Source organism: Bacillus sp. AK031 (genome assembly GCF_053903065.1).
Genome location: NZ_CP096424.1, coordinates 2,560,711 through 2,580,350 on the forward strand (window position 1 = coordinate 2,560,711; position 19,640 = coordinate 2,580,350).

Sequence of the window (19,640 nt, forward strand, 5' to 3'; positions counted from 1 at the left end):
ATGTACCTACCGATGTGCCAAGAATCATCGAGAAAAAATAAGTGTTGATAAAAAGGATAAAACATAAAAGTGAGCTGGTGTTATAATGTGCAGGGTGATGGATATCAACTGGTCAATTACACCGGATATGTACCAGGAAGGCAAAATAAAGCTTACTAACAAGAGAATAAAAATGACTCCTCTCGTTCGTTTTACACCTTTCCACGAGAGTCTCCAAACACCTTTAACATCGGCTCCCTTTTTAAGAATAACGCCCATTAAAACCAGATAACCCGGTGAAAATCCAAAGAACAGCGGAACATTTATTGCAACAGATAAGAGTACTCCGCTAAGAGTCACTGTTACGATCCCTACTACTTCTTTTAAAGAAAATTGAAATGAATTCAAACTGATCAACTCCTGTCTAACATACAATCCATTCTACAGCAGATTTTCTCATTATTGTTCCGTCAGACCTTATTAGCACTATATATATTAATTGATTTTTTGCTGTGTACAAAAAGAATTTTTTTATGACAACGTGCTTTATATATTTTAATTATGAAGCGTTACCATAATCATTGAAAAAAGAGAACCACAGAAGTGATTCTCTTTAGCCTCCTTGCTTTATGGTGTTAGTCAAAATTGAACTCGCTCAGTTTATCACTGTGGCTGGCAATCATTGCAATAATGGTATTTGCCTCTTCTTTACTGAAAATGAAATGTGATTCGTCTCTTATCAGCTGGCCATCTTCCGTGCGGATCCTGTTTAACCTTCTCAATACCCCGTCGCCTGTGTCGGTGATTATGCCGAACTGGTAGGTTACTTCCACCTCGTCAGCATGTAAAAATGCCGTTACTTCAGGCGTTTCCCATTCTACATCTATTTCTTCAAGGATATCGCCTTCCTCATAATCTTCCTCTACTTCGTCATAGTCATAATCATCGACCACATAGTGGACAGGACCTTCTTCACCTTCATCTTCTACAACATAATCGATATGGTCATCGTCATATTCATCTGCCTCATCGTAAAAATCAACTTCCTCCATACTTAAGTAATCATGAAGGCTTTCATGAACGGCATCAATGATGTCCTCAATATCAGGAAGTATGACCTTTAGGGATTGGCCATAATCAATATCATAAGATTCCATATAGAATTCTTCATTATAGGGATCAAACATAAGGGAACAAAAGTACTCTCTCTCATGGTCTTCTGTCTCTACATAAAATTCAATCCTTGGATGCTTGGCTCCTCTATCGATGTTCATCTGACCGACTTGATCATATTTTTCACATATGGATTCAAGGTGATCTTGCAGCTCACCGCTTACTCTGTCAAACCACTCTAACTTCATGCTATCCCATCCCTTCTTAAATGCCTTCATTATCCTCTCGTTTGTTCATAACAATAATGAGATACCAGCTCTTCAATCTGATCATGTTCAGGAAACTTTCCATTGAATTCAAAAGGAATTTCTTCAATAAACGATCCGTTTTGATATACATGGATGACACCTTTTTGGTTGATTACACTGAATTCAGGTTCAAATACAAAACCGTTTTTCTGAATAGCTCCCATCTTACCTCTCCTTGTCTTACTTTCTATTTTTAGTATGATAAAAAATGGTGGAAAATAATCAATCTTACATAGATAGGTTAATTATGGTAAAATCTCCATGACAGGCTCGATTTACGAAAAAGTGGCAATTGCTACGAAACATCCATTTTCAATGTAAGGGGTACAGATAAATGAAGCAATCACTCGATTTCTTATTAGAAATTGACAAGCTAAAGAAGATTGTAAGAAGGACATATATCTCAGACGGAAGCCGGAATGAAAATACTGCAGAACATTCCTGGCATGTTGCGATGATGGCAATGACTCTATGGGAACACTATGAGCATAAACAAGATGTCGACTTATTCAAGAGCATCAAGATGCTTCTTTTGCATGATATCGTAGAAATAGATGCCGGGGATACATATGCTTTTGATGATTCGGGCTACGAAGATAAAAAGGAGCGTGAAAATCTTGCAGCAGACAGATTATATGGCCTCCTTCCTGAAGATATTGCAAATGATTACCGCAGTACCTGGGATGAATACGAAGAAGGAAAAACACCAGAGGCTGTTTTCGCCCATATAATCGATCATATCCAACCTTTGATGTTGAACATTGCAACTTCAGGTATTTCTTGGGAAGAACACGGTATCCATTCACAACAGGTTTTAAAACGCAACCAATGGATAGAAAGCGTTTCTCCTGCCATTTACAATCAAGTAAAAGAGTGGGTCGATAAGGGCATAGAAATGGGTTGGCTGAAGGCTTAACCGCTTTAGCACTTTAAAGCATCACAAGGGACTGTCCCCTATGACGCTTTAAAGCGGTGAAGCTAAATTAGTGATCATGGGGGTTTATGTGATGAAGGCAGTGGATACATTAAGATCTTTGCAAAGTTATACAGATTATTTAATAGGCCTCAAGTCAATCAATACAGAGTTGGCAAACGCACCTATTACGGAAGGAAAATGGTCAATCAAGGAAATCATAAGCCATATTTACAGATGGGACATCTATCTTTTAGAGGTGGCTCTGCCATCTGCTATTCAAAGTAAATCAGTAAATTTTCCTTCTCATGATGAATACAATGAAGCATCTGTTCTTTATTCCGAAACAGTCGGCTTCAATGAGCTTATCGACCATTCTGTTCAAATAAGGAACAACCTTATCAATGAGATAAACAATTGTAAAGTTAAGTTGGAAGAACCTATTACGGTTCAAGGAAATACTCATTGCCCTAACACAAATGCTGTCTATACGTTCCTTTATTTATTGGGTGAATTCGTCGAACATGATAGACACCACTTTAACCAAATCAATACTTACCTGTCACCTGAGGGGGCAAAACCCATATAAAAAAACGCCAAGAGTTTGGCGTTTTTTTATTGGTTGTCATCTTCATTTCCAGTTACATTTTTGATTGCCTTTGAAGTAGTGTCTACAGCTCCCATAGCTGCATTTTCAGTAGCCTCTAAAGCTTTGTGGGTTGCATGGAATACTGCACCTGCACTATCTTTGATATTATTCGTGATTGTATCTTTTCCCTTTTGCTGATTGTTTGACATATCATCACCTCCTGGACAAGCATAGGTTATGCTAAATCCAGGATTATATCCTTGCCTGATCTAAGTGTTCCATCTTTTTTGCAGGTAATATTGCCTGCTTCCTTTAGGAAAATCCTCCAGAATCCCAAAAACTTCATACCCTTGCTTTTTATAAAAATCAGGTGCCTGAAAACTGAAGGATTCAAAAACATCAATAGGCAGCCCTTTTTTTTGCCGATTCTTTCTTTTTCGCCAATAAAGCTCTGCCATAGCGATTGCCTCTGCAAAATTCATCCACCCATAGGAAATCGATATGTCAATGGCCCCAGAATAAGGTGGCCTATTCCCTCCAACGATCCTGTCACTTGTAACTCTCAACATAGAACTGACATTTCCCTGTGGAGACTTAACCTCATCACTAGTATTGCCCATATTATGCTCAATGACTTTTCTTTTAATAAAATCACTATCTTCCTGCTTCCATAACTGTTCGATTTTCATATCACTGTTAAGCCCTTCGTTAATTTAAGATTGGAATACTTGAATATACAGACCATCACTTTTCTTTTCAGTCCAATTACCTATTGTATATTGATCAATTACATTTCTCCAAAAGATAATGGCTGGCTCATTGCCTTCTATCTGCGACACTTCCCAAGTCCCCTTGAACCGCTCAAACACTTCGATTGCCGCCAAACGCCCCAACCCGGTTCTGCGGTATTTCTTCATAATAAAAAATTCAGCGATTGAATGGAAGGCTTCCCCCTCATTGAGTACTTCCCTTACTAATACAAATCCAACATATTGATTCCCCACCTTGAGCGTAAATGGAAATCTGCCTTCTTCTTCCCAATAATGATCCAGGTAAGGATAGGATCCAAATTGACCGTTTTCAGTTACATCAGCCCTATTGAATTCTGAAAAATCATAAAAATAGAATTGCATTAAATTTTTTATTACATCCTTTTCACTTAATGATGCTACACATAGTTCCAGTTTCATTTTCATTTCTCCATTCCTGCTGGCGATAACCTTTTTTTGAACCGTATATCCTTTTTAAGCAATAACAGTTCTATTTCTATGAGAATGTTTAAATTCCTTCTTTAGTGCTGTTTTCCAATGAAGTGAGCAGGATTTTTCGTTATTCTGTACCGATATGCTACCTTAACCTTATAACCTGCATACTAGGAGGATGATTCATTTGATACAAAAAAAACAAAAAAAATCAGCCTGGCTTCACGCCCTTCCGGAAAACCAGATAGCAAGGACTTTTCAATAAAGGAAGTGCCAATCAATGAACCGAACGAAAACCAGGTGCTCGTGAAAACGATCTACCTTTCTGTTGATCCTTACATGAGGGGAAGGATGTCTGATGCAAAATCCTATGTGGAACCATTTAAGCTAAACGAACCCTTAAATGGCGGCGTTATTGCAAAAGTCGTTCAATCGAAATCCAGTCAGTTCAAAAAAGGGGACTTCGTTATTGGCATGCTCCCCTGGCAGGAATACGCCGTTGCTTCAGAGGTAGAAATCCGTAAAATCGATTCAGAAATAGCCCCGCTGACCTCTTACCTCGGGATATTAGGGATGACAGGGTTAACTGCATACTTCGGCCTTCTGGACATTGGCCAGCCAAAAGAAGGCGAAACGGTCGTCATTTCAGGAGCAGCAGGTGCCGTTGGATCGGCCGCAGGCCAAATTGCCAAGATAAAGGGTGCAACGGTTGTCGGAATTGCTGGATCGGATGAAAAAGTTGAATACCTAGTTTCTACACTTGGATTCGATAAGGCGATCAACTATAAAACCTGCGGAAATATCAAAGCGGCCTTAAAGGAAGCCTGTCCAACCGGTATCGACGTCTACTTTGAAAATGTAGGGGGAGAAATAGGGGATGCCGCTCTCAGTATGCTCAATAAACATGCTCGTGTGCCTGTGTGTGGAGCAATTTCAGCTTATAATAACACAGAGGCAGATATCGGAAACCGGGTGCAAACGAATCTAATCAAATCAAGCGCCCTTATGAAAGGGTTTGTAGTCAATGATTACTCACACCGTTTTAAAGAAGGAGCAGCCCAACTGGGGAAATGGCTTTCGGAAGGCAAGCTAACCTACGAAGAAACCATAACTGAGGGATTCGATAACATCCCTGAAGCATTCCTCGGCCTGTTCGAAGGAAATAATCTCGGTAAGCAATTGGTTAAAGTAAGTGACCCTTCCTGACAAACAAAGGATAAAGCAAAAATAAATAAAGTGCATGATAGCCGGCAGGAACCCCTGCCGGCTATATTTCTTAATACTCCTTGATTCAATTAAAATCCGAGCTCTTTTCCATTTGGGTTTCTGGCTCTCCCTTTTCTTTAGATAAAAACCATCCCCCGGCTGCAATCAAGATGAGAACTGTATAAAAGGTGATTTTCCATCCAGGTGACTTTGCGAAACTTTCCGATAATACAGCTAACGAAGGGTGGGAAAGTGTATATACAGCAAGTTTGACACCCACCCATCCTACTATCAGAAAAGCTGCAACTTCAAGGCCGGGTTTCCGGTGGAGCAGTTTCACAAAGAATCCAGCTGCAAATCGCATGATAATGAGGCCGATTAGGCCTCCGGCGAAAATGACAAGGAACTTGCCTCCATCCAGACCTCCTATTTGCGGGAGTGAGGTATCTGGCAAAACGACAGCCAACGCAACAGCAGCAAGGATGGAATCAACTGCAAAGGCTATATCTGCGAGTTCAACCTTTAACACGGTCTGCCAAAAACCCACTGGTTTCTCTTTCTTCTCAGCATTTTCTTCATCACTACTTTTCTTCACAACAACTTTCCTGAATATATGATTGGCTGCGATGAACAATAAGTAAAGTGCGCCAAGAGCCTGAACCTGCCAGATGTTCACCAGAAAACTGATGGCAAACAACGACCCAAACCTGAATATAAACGCACCAGCCAGACCATAAAACAACGCCTTTTTCCGCTGTTCTTCAGGCAGATGTTTTACCATGATCGCTAATACAAGAGCGTTGTCCGCCGCCAACAGTCCTTCTATTCCTATTAATAGCAGAAGCACCCACAAGTATTCCATTAATAAAGCAAATTCCATATGATGACCCTCCTTGAATGTTTAATGTCTATAACACAGAGATAATATCTTGATCTTTACTTTCCATTCCCTCATCGAAGAAAAGCCTTGTCTTGAACTGAAAGCGGACAGTCTCTGATGAAGCCTGGAGAGAAGGAGGTATTCTAAAGGTGAATTTTCTTTGATTCCTTTCCTGGGGTTTGACCACAGCAGAAGAAAGGATTGTAGCAGTATTGATAACTGTTTCCTTTTTTGACAGCGTATCCGTCATCACCAGGTCGCACTCAATCCTGTTAATCTGCTGGTCCACCGTACCTCCTTCTATATAGAAGCATCCTATTACTGTTTCTCCTGCCTGAAAAGTATATTTGGGCAGCTGCAAATCAATTCGGGCCGATCCTATTCCAATCAAAGACATATATTTTCTCAGTAACACTTTCATTGCCTCCACTTTGAAATTTATTTAGAGTTATTAACCAGTTTTTCATCAAGCCGCATTTCAATCTTTTCAATTTTCACTTTATCCAGCAGGAGCTCTTCTTTATTTTTTCTTAAAAGTTCTGCAATGGTCATTTGACCTTTTTTCATTACTCTCACTCCCCTCTCCCTATGGCGGCCTTTTGAATAACTCTCCCAGGCCGCAAAAAAAGCCTTTACCAACAATTTGGCAAAGGCTTTTCAGGAACATAAAAAAAGACCTCTACCGCACAGGTAAAGGTCTTGCTAACAACGTCATCGCTGCCAGCAAAGCCGAGAGCCAAGGACTCCGAAATGACGACTTTGCTGTAAAAGCTACTCCCCTTCAGGAGAAACTATTCAAATGTATAAATCAAGAATAAAACATCCATAAGAGTCTGTCAATTAACTTTGTGAAAATTGGGCAAAACCTATTTAACCTTTAAGGAATAATGCAGCTGCACAAATTGGTTATTACGTCGCATATCCTTAAGTTCCAGTGCTAATTCTTCATCATGGCTCCTAAAAAGAGGTATCCCGTTTCCTAACAGTGAAGGAGCAATAGTAAGGATCAACTCATCAACCAACCTGCCTGGCAGCAGTGAATGTACAAGTTCTCCCCCTCCTACAATCCAAATATTTTGTCCTTCCTTTTCTTTAAGTGAATTAATAACACTCTGAATGTCCCCTTTTAGCACCTTAACAAATTCATTCCCTTTTCCCATGGAAGATGAAGCAACAAAGCACTCTTTATTTTCATAAGGCCACCTCCCCTTTTCAAGGATGAGGATTTGTTCATATGTTGACCTTCCCATCAAAATGGTATCCACCGATTGATAAAATTCTTCATATCCATTATCCCCTACACCTTGAGTGCTGAAAAGCCAAACCAAGGAATGATCTTCCCTGGCTATATAACCGATAACCGTCCAGACTGAGTGCAGTAAATAAAATAGATCTTCTCATAACAAATCTCTCTTTTTTCCGGCAAAAGTATACTTTAGTTTCTTTCGGGAAAACTCTACTAGAATCCTTTTAACTAGCAAAAGTAAACTTTTAGATATTTCAAAATAATTTTAACTGTATTGAAAATCTTCTGAATGTTCTCTTGATTGTTAATCTTGGTAATTAAGTTATTATTTCAATATAAAGTCTAATTCTTGATTTTCAGTTTTTTTATGATTAACATTGGTAATGGTCCCGCTTTCACAAACGGGATACATATAAAAAAAACAGATAGGTGGTTACGTTTACATGAGAAAACAGTCATTCATTTTACTGTCTATTCTGCTTGTTTTAAGTGCTTTCTTAACAGCATGTGGAGGCGGAAATGACAACAACAACAATGAAACTGCCGACACTGGCGGCGGAAAAGATGAGCAAGTACTGAACTTGCTTGAAAGCTCAGAAATTCCTTCCCTCGACACAACTCTTGGAACAGATTCCGTTTCATTCAATGTAATGAACAACGTATTTGAAGGTCTTTATCGTTTAGGTGAAGATGATGAGCCTGTTCTTGGATTGGCAGCAGAAGAGCCAACTGTTTCTGAAGATGGTAAAACATATACATTCAAACTTCGTGATGCACAATGGTCCAATGGAGACCCTGTGACTGCGAAAGACTTTGAATATGCATGGAAAAAAGCTTTAAACCCTGATAATGCTTCTGAGTATGCTTACATTATGTTTGACATCAAGAATGCTGAAAAAGTAAACAACGGGGAACTTCCTGTTGATGAAGCAGGAATCAAAGCAATCGATGACAAGACTCTTGAAATCCAATTGGAAACAATTGTACCTTACTTCAAATCATTGCTTACATTTGCAACATTCCTTCCGCAAAACCAGGCATTTGTTGAAGAGCAAGGCGACCAATACGGCCTTGAAGCAGACACGACTATTTACAACGGTCCTTTTGTCCTTTCAGAATGGAAGCATGAGCAAAGTTTCCAAATGAAGAAAAACCCTGATTACTGGGAAGCGGATGTTGTTAAATTGGAAGAAATCAATTTCAACATCGTTAAAGATACATCAACACGTGTTAACTTGTATGAAACAAAAGAAGCTGACGTTTCTGTATTATCTGAACAATATGTAGACACATACAAAAACGACCCTAACTTCCATACTAAATTGGGAACTTCCGTTTTCTTCCTTCGTTTGAACCAGAAGAACGAAGTATTCGCAAACAAAAATGCACGCCAGGCATTTGACATGGCATGGGATAAAGAAGGTCTGGTACAGGTTCTATTGAACGACGGATCAATCCCTGCATACTATCTTGTTCCAGATGACTTTGTAACAGGACCAGATGGTGACGATTTCCGTGATACAAACGGCCAGCTGGGTGAATATAACCCTGAGGAAGCGGCTGAGCTTTGGAAAACGGCTCTTGGCGAAATCGGCAAAGATGAAGTTTCTGTTGAATTATTGAACTATGACAGTGAGAACTCCCGTAAAATCGGTGAGTACCTGAAAGAACAATTAGAGCGAACTCTTGAAGGCTTGACAGTTACAATCTCTCAACAGCCATTCAAGCAAAAACTGGAAGTTGAGCAAAAAGGAAATTACGACTTCTCATTTGCAGGATGGGGACCTGACTATCCAGACCCAATGACATTCCTGGATATGTTCGTATCGGGAAGTTCATATAACCAAACAGGCTTCTCTAATGAAAAATACGACCAGCTTATCAAAGATGCACAGACAACATTGCTTGGTGATCCTGAGAAACGCTGGGAAGCTCTTTTAGAAGCTGAAAAAATCTTAATGGAAGAGCAGGCCATCAGCCCTATGTACCAAGACGGTGAAGCTTACATCCAAAGAGATTATGTTAAAAATCTATATCGTCACAACTTCGGTGCAGACTACTCTTATAAGTGGACTTATATCGGAGAATAATACAAAAGTGGAGACCATTAATTTGGTCTCCTTTTCTGTATTCATTAATGTGAATTAACATTATGGGACAAACCTTTCCTAATAACCTTGCATACTATATACTACCCTCAAAAAATGTTCAATTTTTAGAAACAATTACTTACTGGATTATACGGACTTTTCTTTACATTAATTATATTATGTTAACTATCAAATCAAGGTCGATATGTTATCTATGATATATGTTTATCCAGAAGTTATAAGGATAATGGTATAATAAATACCTTTTTATGCGTTTCGAACTATGTTTAGATGGCCACAATAGGTACTACCCATCCTATCCTCATGCTATCAAACACCCCAAGCGCCACGGATATTTCTTATAAAAGGTGTGACTCAATTGCAAGTAGTTAAAGTTTACTTTCCCGAAACCAAAGGGATCATTAAGATCATGGCAAGTGTTTATATTCTATTATTAGCAGGTGGAAGCGCGTTAAGCTTTATGCTGAATGAAACGCTTGCACAGTGGACAACGTTCCTATTACAAAGTCTTCTCTATATTGCAGTCTGCTCGCTTATCTACATTGCGATTAAAAGTCAGCGGATCATTATTACCGAGAAGCAGTTTATCCTTAAAGTCATTGGCGTGACCCGGCACAAAATCGACTTCAGTCATATACAGGAAGTTAAAAAAGGAAAAATGAGCGGGTCGCCAATAATGGAGATTCACGCAAAAAAAGATCAATATAAAAAAATCTGCCCTGTCCCCTTTCTGCCATTCTCTGAATCATGGGATGAACTTCTGTTAACGATTGAAAGGAAATGCGGGAGTGAAGTAATAGGGAACATGGATCTTAAACGAAGAAAAGGTGAAGTCCGGACCTGGAAAGAATCTTAATGAATCCTGCTATACAACAAATAAACCAAGGACACCATTGTCCTTGGTTTTTCTTGGTCAATTTATCACCAAATTAATTCCGCCCATTCAGGATGGTCAATAAAAGGATTGCGGTTCCCTTGATAATTTTCAAAGATGATATTATTTCGACGTATCTCCATTTTATCTACAGGATCTTTTTTATGCCAATCCAGTAATACGGAAACTCTTCCATGAAAAGGGTTAGATCTATTATCGACCTTATTGTTTAATTCTAGATCAGTCTCCCCGTTATCTCCTTCATATCTGACCGCCATATAGAAGAGCATGCGTGCAACATCTCCTTTCACCTCATCTCTTGGCTCCCAGGAATCAGCGTCAGAGTAATTCCCAAACGCTTCTTTATGAGGGATTCCTCCATTATCAAAATCCAGATTGCTTCTTGACGAATTTACTGTCGTATCTGTCGGGCGCAAATGATGCAAGTCTGTACCCGCACCTTGGGAGGTACCGAAACTTCCATGTGATTTTGCCCAAACGTGTTCCCGGTTCCAGTCTTCCGAACCTCCCCCATTTGACTGTTTTGATTGTGATCTGCCTGTATATAGGAGAATGACATTATTTCGATTAGATGGATCCTCGTCCGTTACCCTTAACGCTTCCCAGACGCCATTATAAGAAAGCATCCGATGGTCGTCAATGATGTTATGAAGTGCCGATTTTAATGCAAGGCCGGTTTTTCCTCTTGCCTCTTCGTAGTAAGCTTCCTCCACTTCGGGTATTTCTTCTCCATAATCAGGGTTTTCCTGCATTGATACTAATACAATTTCTTTAATTGATTTAATTCCTCGATGAGCAAAGTAGGATTCACGGACACCTGAAACTTTCAACTTTTCCCCCAATAATGAAGGGTTACTCTTCAAACCGTATCTTTCACGGAATTCTAAAGGGATTTGGATAAAAATCATCTTCTCACTCTCTGTTTCATCTTTGCTGTCTGCCAGTGTCAAAGCAAAATCATTTGAAAATCCCTCTCTTACTACCTTATCGCCCGACAATGGCTGGCCAACGATAAAACCCTCTACAGTAAGAGCTTTCCCTTCAGGTTCCAAAAGGGATTCTCCAATTGAAAGTGCAGTATCAGATCCATTCGTTTTTATATAGCCTCCAGAAGAACTGTCCTTAAAAGTGCATCCCGCTGTAACGCATAACAGCAATATGAAAACCACTGCCACACCATATTTTTGATAGAAATACATGTTGCCACCCCTTTTCTTGTATTATATCAACTAATGCCACCTAAATTCGCAAATAAGTAATGAACTAAAAATAGATTACTATACGTCCTGATAGATTTGTATGGTGCCTTCAAAAATGAGACTATCTCCTTATAACACACAAAAAAACAACCCATTGCTTAGAGTTGCTTTTTCTCGAGATATTTATTTGGCGAAAAACTTTGGAAGATGTTAAGATTTAAGAACTTCAAAAGCTTTCGAAAGTCTTTTGGCAAAGGATTCAGGTTTTTCTATTGTTTGGACATGCAAGTACTTAATTGCCGGTTCTGCAAAAAGCCAATGGTTATGCAGTGCAGTTATTGGGATATCATTCTTACCTAACTCAATTGTAAAGTCAGGGACTTCTTCCGGCAATAATACGATTTCAGCATGATTGAGAGCTGTGCCGTCTTCCTGGAATGATTCAAAGTGAATTTCCATGTCTGTTTCACTATTGAAAGCCCTTCCTTGTACCATTACATCAATATCACATGGTTTCTCAAGAGCAATCATTCCGTCTTCTGCTTCTCCTTCGGCGCCCAGGATCTCCTTCAACTTTTCAGCAGTATCTTTCAAGTCCTTCATTTCACTCCTCCTTTGGTCATTCTTGCTATCTCTACTTTTTCACTTGAATTTTCTTGAAATCATTACCGTTTAATAGAATATTCTTTAATACTAGCTGAATCCTTATTACCGCTGCTGCCGTTAACTCCCTTGAGTGCATTTGTTAATTTAAAGAACCATTGCTTATCTTTTGTTTGAAGCGCTATATCAATAAGGTACTCCAACTGTGCCTCGGTAATACTTTTATTATCAGGCATTCTTTCTATTAGGCTGTCATCCATATTCAATGAGTAGCCTATAAGATCTTTATCGTCACTTTCAATCACCCTGATTTTGAATAGCGGGTCCAATGGATCGATATTTTCCATATATCCCTGTATCAGTGCGCCATTTTTTGCAAATCCCCTAACCCAATCGCCAATTCCTACTTTGTCTCGTTTACTACTACTCATTCTATTACACCGCCTTATTTAAATTGCTGTTTCATTTTCAAGTCATTATTTATCAGCTTCTGTCTTTTTTATTATCTTAGTTGCTAATTATCCGAAAATTGTTGATGATAAACATGTATACTGAATTACAACGTGCTAATAAGAGGACTAAAAAGGGCCTGTTCTTTTGGATTGCTGCTATGTATAAGGCTGTTTTTGTAAATATTGTAGCTTGGCGGCTATTGAACAGTGATCTCTGCTCCAACTGCGTAGGGAGTAGCTCAGTCACCCTATAACACGGCACTTTGTGTTTCAGCTAATCCACAAACCTGAAGCTGTTAATCATAGAAAAAAACACCGGACCACTAAACGATAGGCCGATGTTTTTCCCTGTAAAAAATCATATTCCGATCAAAAATTACTTTAAGGTAATCTCTGGTGATTGTATATACATTTAACAATCTTGCTGTGGACACAACTTGGATGCCTTTTGTAAGAGGGCTATTCTTCAATAATAAACGCAATCGATAAGACTACCGAGGCAAAAAAGCCGATTCCAAAAGCATATCCACTATAAGCACTTTCATCAAAACCAATCACTATTATTGCACAAATAAGGATGGTGATGTAACAGAATATTATGAGCTTGTTTTTTACTCCTCGTTCCTGCTGCATTGTTAAGAAGCTCTAACTGGGGAAATCAGATGCAATGTGGACTTTTTATTATATGGAGTAATAATAACAGGGCGAAGATTTCCTCCAAAAGTGAGCGAAACCATTTCTTCATTGATGGATTTCAATGTTTCTGCGAGAAATTTGCCATCAAGGGAAATTTGCAGTTCTTTATCCCCCTTGATATCCTGCAGCTTAATTCTCTCCGTAATCTGACCAACTTCAGTTATATTCGAAGCTATCTGCATTTTCCCATCTTCTGTTAAAGATAATGTGACGTTATTGTGTTTCCATTGAGAAGCGAGCAGATTTGCCCTATCAACTCCTTGAAGCAGCAAACTTCTGGAAACGACCAGCTCAGTGACAGATTCTTCAGGGATGATGCGACTCACATCAGGATAATTGCCTGAAATCAGCCTCGTATAGAACAGAATATCCTTCCCCCTGAAAGCCATGGAATTCTCATTTGGATAGATAGAGATGAATTGATGTTTGTCTATAGAATTCACCAGTTCCCCCAATGCTTTCACAGGCAGAATGAACGACCCGGTGACCGTTGAGTTAAGGACCGTCTTTCTTAGAGCCATTCTTTGGGAATTGGTAGCAATCATCGTGAGTGAATTCTTCGAAAAAAGCCAATTTACACCTGTAAGAACCGCTCTTGAGTTCACTTTAGCAGCAGCAAATTGAGTTTCTCTAATCATCTCGATTAACAGGCTTCCTTTCATTGTCACCCCGTTTTCTTCAGATATTCCAGGAAGTGAAGGATAATCCTCCTCATCCATTACACTCAGCGTCGTTTCTATCTCCCCTGCAGTAATTTTAATATGGCGATTATTCTTCCTAACATTAATTCTTGTACTATTCGGTAGCTTCTTGATCAACTCATGGAAATACTTACTGGGGACAAGAAGAGTTCCCGGTTCAATGATTCTCCCTGAAGTGTAATCATTACCAAGCGGTATCTCCCTGACAATGGTAATATCACCATCCCCTCCGGTTACCACTATGCAGTTGTCTGCAGCTGTTATTTTCACTCCACTCAGAGCAGGGTTTGCCGTTGGCTCCGATACTGCTCGTGCAACTATATTCAATACTTTCTTTAACATATCGCTACCAATGAAAAATTCCATAATGCTCTCCCTTATCATTTGTTCTCATTATATTTTAACACATTGAAATATTCAGAATTCAAAAGATTATCAAATATCAAAAGCGCACCCTGTTGGATGCGCTTAAACTCGCAGATAGACCTTGCTTAATTACAGGCTGCTTACTGTTCGCTGTCCTGTTTTACATCTTTAACTTCAGGTGCTTCGTCCGCTGGTTTCCGTGATTCTTCAATAGCTGTCTGGCTTCCGGCATCAGCAATCTGATTCGGATTTGATCTTGAAACATAAGACTTTAACAGCTCACCTACGTCTATGCCCGTCATTTCTTTCAGAGGTTCCTGCATATCGACCATCGTTTTCGTAATGCTTTTACCGAAAGAAGGAATGCCATTTCCATTTCCTGAATCAATGATCTTGACAGATTCAATGTTATTTAATGGCTGTGCAATTTTCTCTGCAAATAGAGGAAGCATTTCTATCAGTTTCTCGGTAATGATAACATCTCCATGCTTTTCCATCGCTTCGGCCAGCAATTTACGTGCTTCGGCTTCGGCTTTCCCTCGCTCACGGATGACATCCGCTTCTGCAGAACCTTCCTCTCTTCTTATCTTAGCTTTTGCTTCACCGTCAATTTCAGACCTGCGTGCTTCTGCCTCAGCTTTTTTCGTGGTTTCGTAGTACTCCGCATCCGCCTTAGTTTTTCTTACTTTACTTTCTTCTTCTTCTAATTTAACCGCTCTTTCACGTTCTAAAAATTTCAGTGTCAGCTCTTCCTCTTTAACTTCTTTTGCCAACTTGGCTCTTTCGAGTTCATAAGACTGCTCTGATTTTGCACGTGCCCTCTCTGTCTCTTCCTTAAATGAGGCATCCTTAATATCCTTTTCTTTCTTGCTTTCAGCAATGGAAATTTGGCGCTTGTATTCTTCTTCTTTTGCCTGCTGATCAGTTTGCGCTCTGTGAATTCTGGTTTCCCGTTCATTTTCGGCTTCGGCAATTTCAGCAAGCTTGCGGACTTCAGCAATACGCGGACGCCCAAGATTCTCCAAGTAACCATTTTCTTCATCAGCATCACGCAAGTCAGTAAGGCCTAACGAGGTAATTTTGAATCCCATCAAATCCAGTTGTTTTTGTGCAACTTCTGAAACATCAGCGTTGAATTTCTCCCTGTCGCTGTTTATATCTTCAACTGTCATCTTTGAAAGAATCGCTCTCAGGTTACTCCCCAGGACTTCGATGATCTCTGATTCAATTTCATCTTGGTCCTTCCCCAGGAACTGCTCTGCATAATTAGCAATCCCATTAAGCGTGTCAGCTACCTTTACCATTGCAACTGCATCTGCTACAATCGGAACTCCTCCATTGGTATATACGCGCGGTGTCGACAATTTCAATTGAAACGAAGTCAGGTTTACGGGTGTTGAAGTCTGGAACCTTCTTAACCGATACCCGCCTCCCCTGATGATTTTCATCGATCTTCCTTCATCGTCTGTGAAAATGTTCGTTTCTTTCTCCGGATCGCCTAATCTCGGCCCAGTAATGATCAGTGCCTGGTTGGACTTAGCTGTACGATAACGGAATCTCACCCAAAAGAAATATCCTACACCAGCTATTGCCGCAATAATCAGCACCGGTATCAGGATCATAAGTATACCTATAAATTGCATAATGTTTTCCCCTCCTATAATCTCTTTCCCTTTGGTTTTTATCTAGCGGGTACAGTCTATATACGAGGGTAAAAACAAAAAAGTTTCAATTTTTACAAACTTATTAAAGTTAACTGATTTGTTCTGTGTTACTTCCAGTAGTTCTTCATAATCTCACTTGTCCATCTCTTTTTATAAGGGAATGGTTTTTCTTGCTTTTCCTTGCAACAAAAGCCACTCTTACTGATAGGGTTACATTTTTAATATTGGCGATGGCTCTGATTTTCTTTTTCCTGGATTTCATGGCGTTCTCCAGTGTCTGGCAGGGCTTGGGGTTAGGTGAATATTGTTAAACACAAAAAAAAGCCGCCTTACATTCCTGTAAGGTGACTTCTTGGTTACTCGGACCCTTTATTGCCTTTCCATCTAAGGTGCTCATCATCTTCATCAAATTCAACGAGGACATCAGTCACCCCTTTTTCCTGTAATATTCTTTCTTCGATCCGGTCTTTAATGTCATCTGCAGCTGCAACCGTGATTGTTGGGTCGACTTCGATTGTCAATTCAACATGCAGCTCATCCCCTTCTTTGAGGACAGCAATTTCCTGAACATCCTTTACTCCCGGATCTTGGAAAGCGATATCCCCGATTATTTTTCTCATAGATAAATCGGCTTCCCCAAGTACTCCCGCAGCATTGTCCAGGAAGGTCTTACCGACTACTATGAACATAAGCAGCCCGATGATGATTGAAGCAATCCCTTCAGCTTCATGGAACGTTGTGTATTGAGCAATAATGACCGCAACAAGAGCCAATAACCCGCCTCCGGTTGCCACTAGGTCCTCCAGGAAAACAAGTTTTGTTGCTGCCTTGGCCTTATTGATATTCGCAAAACTCTTTGGAATGATACCTAAACCTGAAGCTTTCACCCCTACTTCATGCAGTGTTTCTTTCATGGCTTTATATAATACAAATGCTTCAAGAATGACAGCCAGTATCAAAACACCGGCTGTTATCAGAAAGCCTTCCGATTCACTTGGATGAAGAATGTGATGATACCCTTCAATGATGGTTTCATAGGCCATGATCCCCACTATAAGTACTGCGGCCAGCAACACTAAATTGACGAGTCTTCCAAACCCGTTCGGGAAGCGGGGAGTAGGAGCTTTTTTACTAAGAGCAGACCCGATAAAGACGAAAAATTGGTTAGCTGAGTCGCCGATGCTGTGCAAGGTTTCTGCAAACATCGCTACATTTCCGGTCATAGCATAGGCAATACCTTTTACTGTTGCTATAACTGCATTAATAATAGAAGCTAACAGAGCTGATTTATTTCCTTGTTTTAACAGAGCAAATAATTCACCCATACTCTTCCTCCTCAGTTTGCTTTCTGAATATTTGCCTTATCCTGATCCATCTTAAATTCAATAGTCGAGTGAGTCACATGGCAATCAGATATTAATCTTCTGATCTGCTTCTTAACTCTCTTTTGGTCATGAACGTCCATACTCCCTGAGACTTTCAAATGGACAGAAATCGCATTCTCTTCTCCATCAATCGACCAGATATGCAAATGAGAAATTCCCTGTACTCCTTCGATCTCCTTTATATCTTTTTCAACTGAATCAAGATTGATACCTTCAGGAACCCCATTAAGAAATATCCTCATGGTTTTTATAAGCTTTTTCACCACATTAAACAATACAAAGCACGCTATGGCGATAGCCAGTATCGGATCAAGTATATGAATATCTTTAAATAACAGAACAATACTGACGATCAATACACCGACCCATCCAAGAATATCCTCCAGCATATGCCAACTGAGAACACTTTCATTCATGGATGATCCCTTTTTCAAGCGGTATGCAGCTATCCCATTAATCATGATGCCCAGAATCGCCAGCCAAATCATTCCCTTGGCATTAGGATGCTCAGGATGAAAAAGCCTTGGAACAGTCTCATAAAGAACTAGCAGGGACCCGACTATTAAGATGATTGAATTGATCAGGGCACCAAGCAAGGAGAACCGTTTGTATCCAAAGCTGAATTTCTGATTACTGCCCTTTTTAGAAAGCTTTTCAAGATACCAGGAACTTCCTAGAGAAATCGAGTCGCCTAAATCATGGACAGCATCTGAGAGGATAGCCATGCTGTTGGTCATAAGGCCGCCGATGAATTCGATGATGGCAAAAGAGAGATTTAAAAAGAAAGCCGTTTTTGAATTCTTTGCAGAAGAATGATTGTGCTCCATGATTCCAACCTCCATCTATGTAATCATACACTCCTATTACCCATCAAAATTGAATGTATTCAATGGCTAATTCAGTTAATGCAACATTCATCAGAGAGAATATAAAAAAGCCTGCAGAATTTCCTGCAGGCTCGTAAATTTCACTCAGAAGTTTACTTATTATGCTTTATTAACGTTAGCAGCTTGAGGTCCGCGTTGACCTTGCTCGATATCAAAAGTTACTGCTTGACCTTCGTCAAGAGATTTGAAACCTTCGCCTTGAATAGCTGAGAAATGTACGAATACGTCTTCTCCACCTTCAACTTCGATGAATCCGAAACCTTTTTCTGCGTTAAACCATTTTACTGTACCTTTTTCCATGTTTGTTGCCTCCTAGTGCGTTTCACACATTATTAATACTATCCTTGCTCTCAGCGGTATTCAGAATTAAAGATCTCAACTCTTTGTTTCTTATACACCGAACAAAAATAATTCTTCTTTATCATAACAGGTTACCGGAAGATATGAAAGCAAAACAGCACTTTCTTTAAAAATTTTTTAACGAATTTGGCTGATTACGTATTTTAAGCCTTGATGGGCAGTGCTGAAAACTCGATTGCCTTGCGATAACTCACCGGCAGCCATGGCAAATTCCGGAGTGATTCCTGCAATGATGCACTGAGAGCCAATAAGCTTTAAACAGTCACAAAGTTTTTGGATATGGAATTTTATATTCATATCCAGTTCATATATTCCTCCCAGATCAACCACGACGTACTCTATTTTGTTCGCAGCACATTCCCGGAGAACAGAAGCGATCATCATTTCTGCCCTGTCTGTGTCGAAGTGTCCAATTAAAGGCAGTGCTATCGTTTTCTCCCAAACCTTTATGATTGGAACAGATAATGATTTAATCAGCTTTTCCTTCTCTTCATCTTCTTTGGCTTTCGTAGTGACGTCGGTAAGCATTACGACATAACCGTCAATCATTTTTTCTTCATTTTTGATCGGTGTAATGACGATGTCTGCTGCAAACTTATCTCTGATCGTAATTCTTGCCCTATGTATTTCTGTCAGCTCTTCCATAATTCTCTCTTGGTGAGATGGTTTATGGTGGAAGCTGCTCATATGCAGCCCTATCATCTCTTCTGCACTATCAAGTCCAAAAAGAGGTGCCAAGTCGGACATCAACTTTGCTGCATTACAGTTCATCCATGCTATAGAATATTCCAGATCAGCGATGATTATATTTTCTCCTATGCTGTTTAAAGCATTTAAGAGAGAGATCTTTTCTGGTAGCACTCCTATAGGATTCATCTTTCTCCC

The 19,640-nt window shown here is 39.7% G+C and carries 24 protein-coding genes; 5 read left to right on the forward strand and 19 right to left on the reverse strand.

All coding sequences use genetic code 11. The features are described from left to right. Window positions 1-24 precede the first annotated feature (24 nt). The 3 genes from M1E09_RS13220 to M1E09_RS13230 all read right to left on the reverse strand — a co-directional run bounded on the left by M1E09_RS13220 (window position 25) and on the right by M1E09_RS13230 (window position 1,564). A complete protein-coding gene (locus M1E09_RS13220) occupies window positions 25-387 on the reverse strand; it encodes a hypothetical protein (RefSeq protein ID WP_456271336.1) in 363 nt (120 codons plus the stop codon). Window positions 388-614: 227 nt separating this feature from the next. Beyond that, window positions 615-1,340, reverse strand: a complete 726-nt coding sequence (locus M1E09_RS13225; RefSeq protein ID WP_456271337.1) for a hypothetical protein — start codon at window positions 1,338-1,340, stop codon at window positions 615-617. A 29-nt stretch (window positions 1,341-1,369) separates the two neighbouring features. Beyond that, complete coding sequence (locus M1E09_RS13230) at window positions 1,370-1,564, reverse strand: YbxH family protein (protein ID WP_456271338.1); 195 nt, start codon at window positions 1,562-1,564, stop codon at window positions 1,370-1,372. A 170-nt stretch (window positions 1,565-1,734) separates the two neighbouring features. On the opposite strand from M1E09_RS13230, the gene M1E09_RS13235 reads away from it, so the two are divergent. Further along, entirely contained in the window at window positions 1,735-2,316 is a 582-nt protein-coding gene (locus M1E09_RS13235; RefSeq protein ID WP_456271339.1) for an HD domain-containing protein, read from the forward strand. A 91-nt stretch (window positions 2,317-2,407) separates the two neighbouring features. Then, window positions 2,408-2,902 (forward strand): DinB family protein, encoded by a 495-nt coding sequence (locus M1E09_RS13240; RefSeq protein ID WP_456271340.1) that lies wholly within the window; start codon window positions 2,408-2,410, stop codon window positions 2,900-2,902. Between the two features lie 26 nt (window positions 2,903-2,928). On the opposite strand, the gene M1E09_RS13245 is transcribed toward M1E09_RS13240, so the two are convergent. Genes M1E09_RS13245 through M1E09_RS13255 form a run of 3 tightly spaced genes read right to left on the reverse strand, consistent with a single transcriptional unit; the run spans window position 2,929 to window position 4,092 of the window. Beyond that, window positions 2,929-3,111 (reverse strand): hypothetical protein, encoded by a 183-nt coding sequence (locus M1E09_RS13245; protein ID WP_456271341.1) that lies wholly within the window; start codon window positions 3,109-3,111, stop codon window positions 2,929-2,931. A 60-nt stretch (window positions 3,112-3,171) separates the two neighbouring features. Next, a complete protein-coding gene (locus M1E09_RS13250; RefSeq protein WP_456271342.1) occupies window positions 3,172-3,591 on the reverse strand; it encodes a GNAT family N-acetyltransferase in 420 nt (139 codons plus the stop codon). A gap of 24 nt (window positions 3,592-3,615) precedes the next feature. Continuing rightward, window positions 3,616-4,092, reverse strand: coding sequence for a GNAT family N-acetyltransferase (locus tag M1E09_RS13255; protein WP_456271343.1), 477 nt, complete (start codon window positions 4,090-4,092; stop codon window positions 3,616-3,618). Between the two features lie 222 nt (window positions 4,093-4,314). Here M1E09_RS13255 and M1E09_RS13260 point away from each other — a divergent pair, with 222 nt between their 5' ends. After that, the gene (locus M1E09_RS13260; protein WP_456274981.1) at window positions 4,315-5,310 is read left to right on the forward strand and encodes an NADP-dependent oxidoreductase; all 996 of its coding nucleotides are present in this window, start codon (window positions 4,315-4,317) and stop codon (window positions 5,308-5,310) included. A gap of 85 nt (window positions 5,311-5,395) precedes the next feature. Here M1E09_RS13260 and M1E09_RS13265 read toward each other — a convergent pair whose 3' ends face one another. The 4 genes from M1E09_RS13265 to M1E09_RS13280 form a co-directional block, all read right to left on the reverse strand. After that, window positions 5,396-6,190, reverse strand: coding sequence for a TerC family protein (locus tag M1E09_RS13265; protein ID WP_456271344.1), 795 nt, complete (start codon window positions 6,188-6,190; stop codon window positions 5,396-5,398). 28 nt (window positions 6,191-6,218) lie between these two features. Continuing rightward, window positions 6,219-6,611 carry a sporulation protein gene (locus tag M1E09_RS13270; protein WP_456271345.1) on the reverse strand — a complete coding sequence of 131 codons (393 nt, stop codon included), beginning with the start codon at window positions 6,609-6,611 and terminating at the stop codon, window positions 6,219-6,221. Window positions 6,612-6,628: 17 nt separating this feature from the next. Further along, window positions 6,629-6,757 (reverse strand): FbpB family small basic protein, encoded by a 129-nt coding sequence (locus M1E09_RS13275; RefSeq protein ID WP_456271346.1) that lies wholly within the window; start codon window positions 6,755-6,757, stop codon window positions 6,629-6,631. A 299-nt stretch (window positions 6,758-7,056) separates the two neighbouring features. Continuing rightward, window positions 7,057-7,518, reverse strand: coding sequence for a dihydrofolate reductase family protein (locus tag M1E09_RS13280; protein ID WP_456271347.1), 462 nt, complete (start codon window positions 7,516-7,518; stop codon window positions 7,057-7,059). 361 nt (window positions 7,519-7,879) lie between these two features. Here M1E09_RS13280 and M1E09_RS13285 point away from each other — a divergent pair, with 361 nt between their 5' ends. Continuing rightward, window positions 7,880-9,526, forward strand: a complete 1,647-nt coding sequence (locus tag M1E09_RS13285; protein ID WP_456271348.1) for a peptide ABC transporter substrate-binding protein — start codon at window positions 7,880-7,882, stop codon at window positions 9,524-9,526. 379 nt (window positions 9,527-9,905) lie between these two features. Then, the gene (locus M1E09_RS13290) at window positions 9,906-10,403 is read left to right on the forward strand and encodes a hypothetical protein (RefSeq protein ID WP_456271349.1); all 498 of its coding nucleotides are present in this window, start codon (window positions 9,906-9,908) and stop codon (window positions 10,401-10,403) included. Between the two features lie 65 nt (window positions 10,404-10,468). Here the strand turns inward: M1E09_RS13290 and M1E09_RS13295 are convergent, their stop codons facing one another. The 9 genes from M1E09_RS13295 to M1E09_RS13335 all read right to left on the reverse strand — a co-directional run bounded on the left by M1E09_RS13295 (window position 10,469) and on the right by M1E09_RS13335 (window position 19,631). After that, entirely contained in the window at window positions 10,469-11,641 is a 1,173-nt protein-coding gene (locus tag M1E09_RS13295; RefSeq protein ID WP_456271350.1) for an endonuclease, read from the reverse strand. A gap of 210 nt (window positions 11,642-11,851) precedes the next feature. Further along, the gene (locus M1E09_RS13300; RefSeq protein ID WP_456271351.1) at window positions 11,852-12,244 is read right to left on the reverse strand and encodes a DUF1259 domain-containing protein; all 393 of its coding nucleotides are present in this window, start codon (window positions 12,242-12,244) and stop codon (window positions 11,852-11,854) included. A 62-nt stretch (window positions 12,245-12,306) separates the two neighbouring features. Then, on the reverse strand, window positions 12,307-12,675 hold the full coding sequence (locus M1E09_RS13305) for an IDEAL domain-containing protein (RefSeq protein ID WP_456271352.1): 369 nt from the start codon (window positions 12,673-12,675) through the stop codon (window positions 12,307-12,309). Window positions 12,676-13,331: 656 nt separating this feature from the next. Continuing rightward, entirely contained in the window at window positions 13,332-14,459 is a 1,128-nt protein-coding gene (gene dnaN, locus M1E09_RS13310) for a DNA polymerase III subunit beta (RefSeq protein ID WP_456271353.1), read from the reverse strand. A gap of 140 nt (window positions 14,460-14,599) precedes the next feature. Then, window positions 14,600-16,102 (reverse strand): flotillin family protein, encoded by a 1,503-nt coding sequence (locus M1E09_RS13315; protein ID WP_456271354.1) that lies wholly within the window; start codon window positions 16,100-16,102, stop codon window positions 14,600-14,602. 377 nt (window positions 16,103-16,479) lie between these two features. Next, window positions 16,480-17,448 (reverse strand): cation diffusion facilitator family transporter, encoded by a 969-nt coding sequence (locus M1E09_RS13320; protein WP_456271355.1) that lies wholly within the window; start codon window positions 17,446-17,448, stop codon window positions 16,480-16,482. Between the two features lie 11 nt (window positions 17,449-17,459). Then, window positions 17,460-18,335 carry a cation diffusion facilitator family transporter gene (locus M1E09_RS13325; RefSeq protein ID WP_456271356.1) on the reverse strand — a complete coding sequence of 292 codons (876 nt, stop codon included), beginning with the start codon at window positions 18,333-18,335 and terminating at the stop codon, window positions 17,460-17,462. A 159-nt stretch (window positions 18,336-18,494) separates the two neighbouring features. Then, a complete protein-coding gene (locus M1E09_RS13330) occupies window positions 18,495-18,695 on the reverse strand; it encodes a cold-shock protein (protein ID WP_113930092.1) in 201 nt (66 codons plus the stop codon). A gap of 177 nt (window positions 18,696-18,872) precedes the next feature. Further along, a complete protein-coding gene (locus tag M1E09_RS13335) occupies window positions 18,873-19,631 on the reverse strand; it encodes an STAS domain-containing protein (protein WP_456271357.1) in 759 nt (252 codons plus the stop codon). Between the last annotated feature and the right edge of the window lie 9 nt (window positions 19,632-19,640).

Bases quoted from the DNA above. Each gene is read 5' to 3' on its own strand.
- M1E09_RS13225 (WP_456271337.1), bottom strand. From the start codon at position 1,340: ATGAAGTTAGAGTGGTTTGACAGAGTAAGCGGTGAGCTGCAAGATCAC.
- M1E09_RS13230 (WP_456271338.1), bottom strand. From the start codon at position 1,564: ATGGGAGCTATTCAGAAAAACGGTTTTGTATTTGAACCTGAATTCAGT.
- M1E09_RS13235 (WP_456271339.1), top strand. From the start codon at position 1,735: ATGAAGCAATCACTCGATTTCTTATTAGAAATTGACAAGCTAAAGAAG.
- M1E09_RS13240 (WP_456271340.1), top strand. From the start codon at position 2,408: ATGAAGGCAGTGGATACATTAAGATCTTTGCAAAGTTATACAGATTAT.
- M1E09_RS13245 (WP_456271341.1), bottom strand. From the start codon at position 3,111: ATGTCAAACAATCAGCAAAAGGGAAAAGATACAATCACGAATAATATC.
- M1E09_RS13250 (WP_456271342.1), bottom strand. From the start codon at position 3,591: ATGAAAATCGAACAGTTATGGAAGCAGGAAGATAGTGATTTTATTAAA.
- M1E09_RS13255 (WP_456271343.1), bottom strand. From the start codon at position 4,092: ATGAAACTGGAACTATGTGTAGCATCATTAAGTGAAAAGGATGTAATA.
- M1E09_RS13265 (WP_456271344.1), bottom strand. From the start codon at position 6,190: ATGGAATTTGCTTTATTAATGGAATACTTGTGGGTGCTTCTGCTATTA.
- M1E09_RS13270 (WP_456271345.1), bottom strand. From the start codon at position 6,611: ATGAAAGTGTTACTGAGAAAATATATGTCTTTGATTGGAATAGGATCG.
- M1E09_RS13275 (WP_456271346.1), bottom strand. From the start codon at position 6,757: ATGAAAAAAGGTCAAATGACCATTGCAGAACTTTTAAGAAAAAATAAA.
- M1E09_RS13285 (WP_456271348.1), top strand. From the start codon at position 7,880: ATGAGAAAACAGTCATTCATTTTACTGTCTATTCTGCTTGTTTTAAGT.
- M1E09_RS13295 (WP_456271350.1), bottom strand. From the start codon at position 11,641: ATGTATTTCTATCAAAAATATGGTGTGGCAGTGGTTTTCATATTGCTG.
- M1E09_RS13300 (WP_456271351.1), bottom strand. From the start codon at position 12,244: ATGAAGGACTTGAAAGATACTGCTGAAAAGTTGAAGGAGATCCTGGGC.
- M1E09_RS13305 (WP_456271352.1), bottom strand. From the start codon at position 12,675: ATGAGTAGTAGTAAACGAGACAAAGTAGGAATTGGCGATTGGGTTAGG.
- dnaN (WP_456271353.1), bottom strand. From the start codon at position 14,459: ATGGAATTTTTCATTGGTAGCGATATGTTAAAGAAAGTATTGAATATA.
- M1E09_RS13315 (WP_456271354.1), bottom strand. From the start codon at position 16,102: ATGCAATTTATAGGTATACTTATGATCCTGATACCGGTGCTGATTATT.
- M1E09_RS13320 (WP_456271355.1), bottom strand. From the start codon at position 17,448: ATGGGTGAATTATTTGCTCTGTTAAAACAAGGAAATAAATCAGCTCTG.
- M1E09_RS13325 (WP_456271356.1), bottom strand. From the start codon at position 18,335: ATGGAGCACAATCATTCTTCTGCAAAGAATTCAAAAACGGCTTTCTTT.
- M1E09_RS13330 (WP_113930092.1), bottom strand. From the start codon at position 18,695: ATGGAAAAAGGTACAGTAAAATGGTTTAACGCAGAAAAAGGTTTCGGA.
- M1E09_RS13335 (WP_456271357.1), bottom strand. From the start codon at position 19,631: ATGAATCCTATAGGAGTGCTACCAGAAAAGATCTCTCTCTTAAATGCT.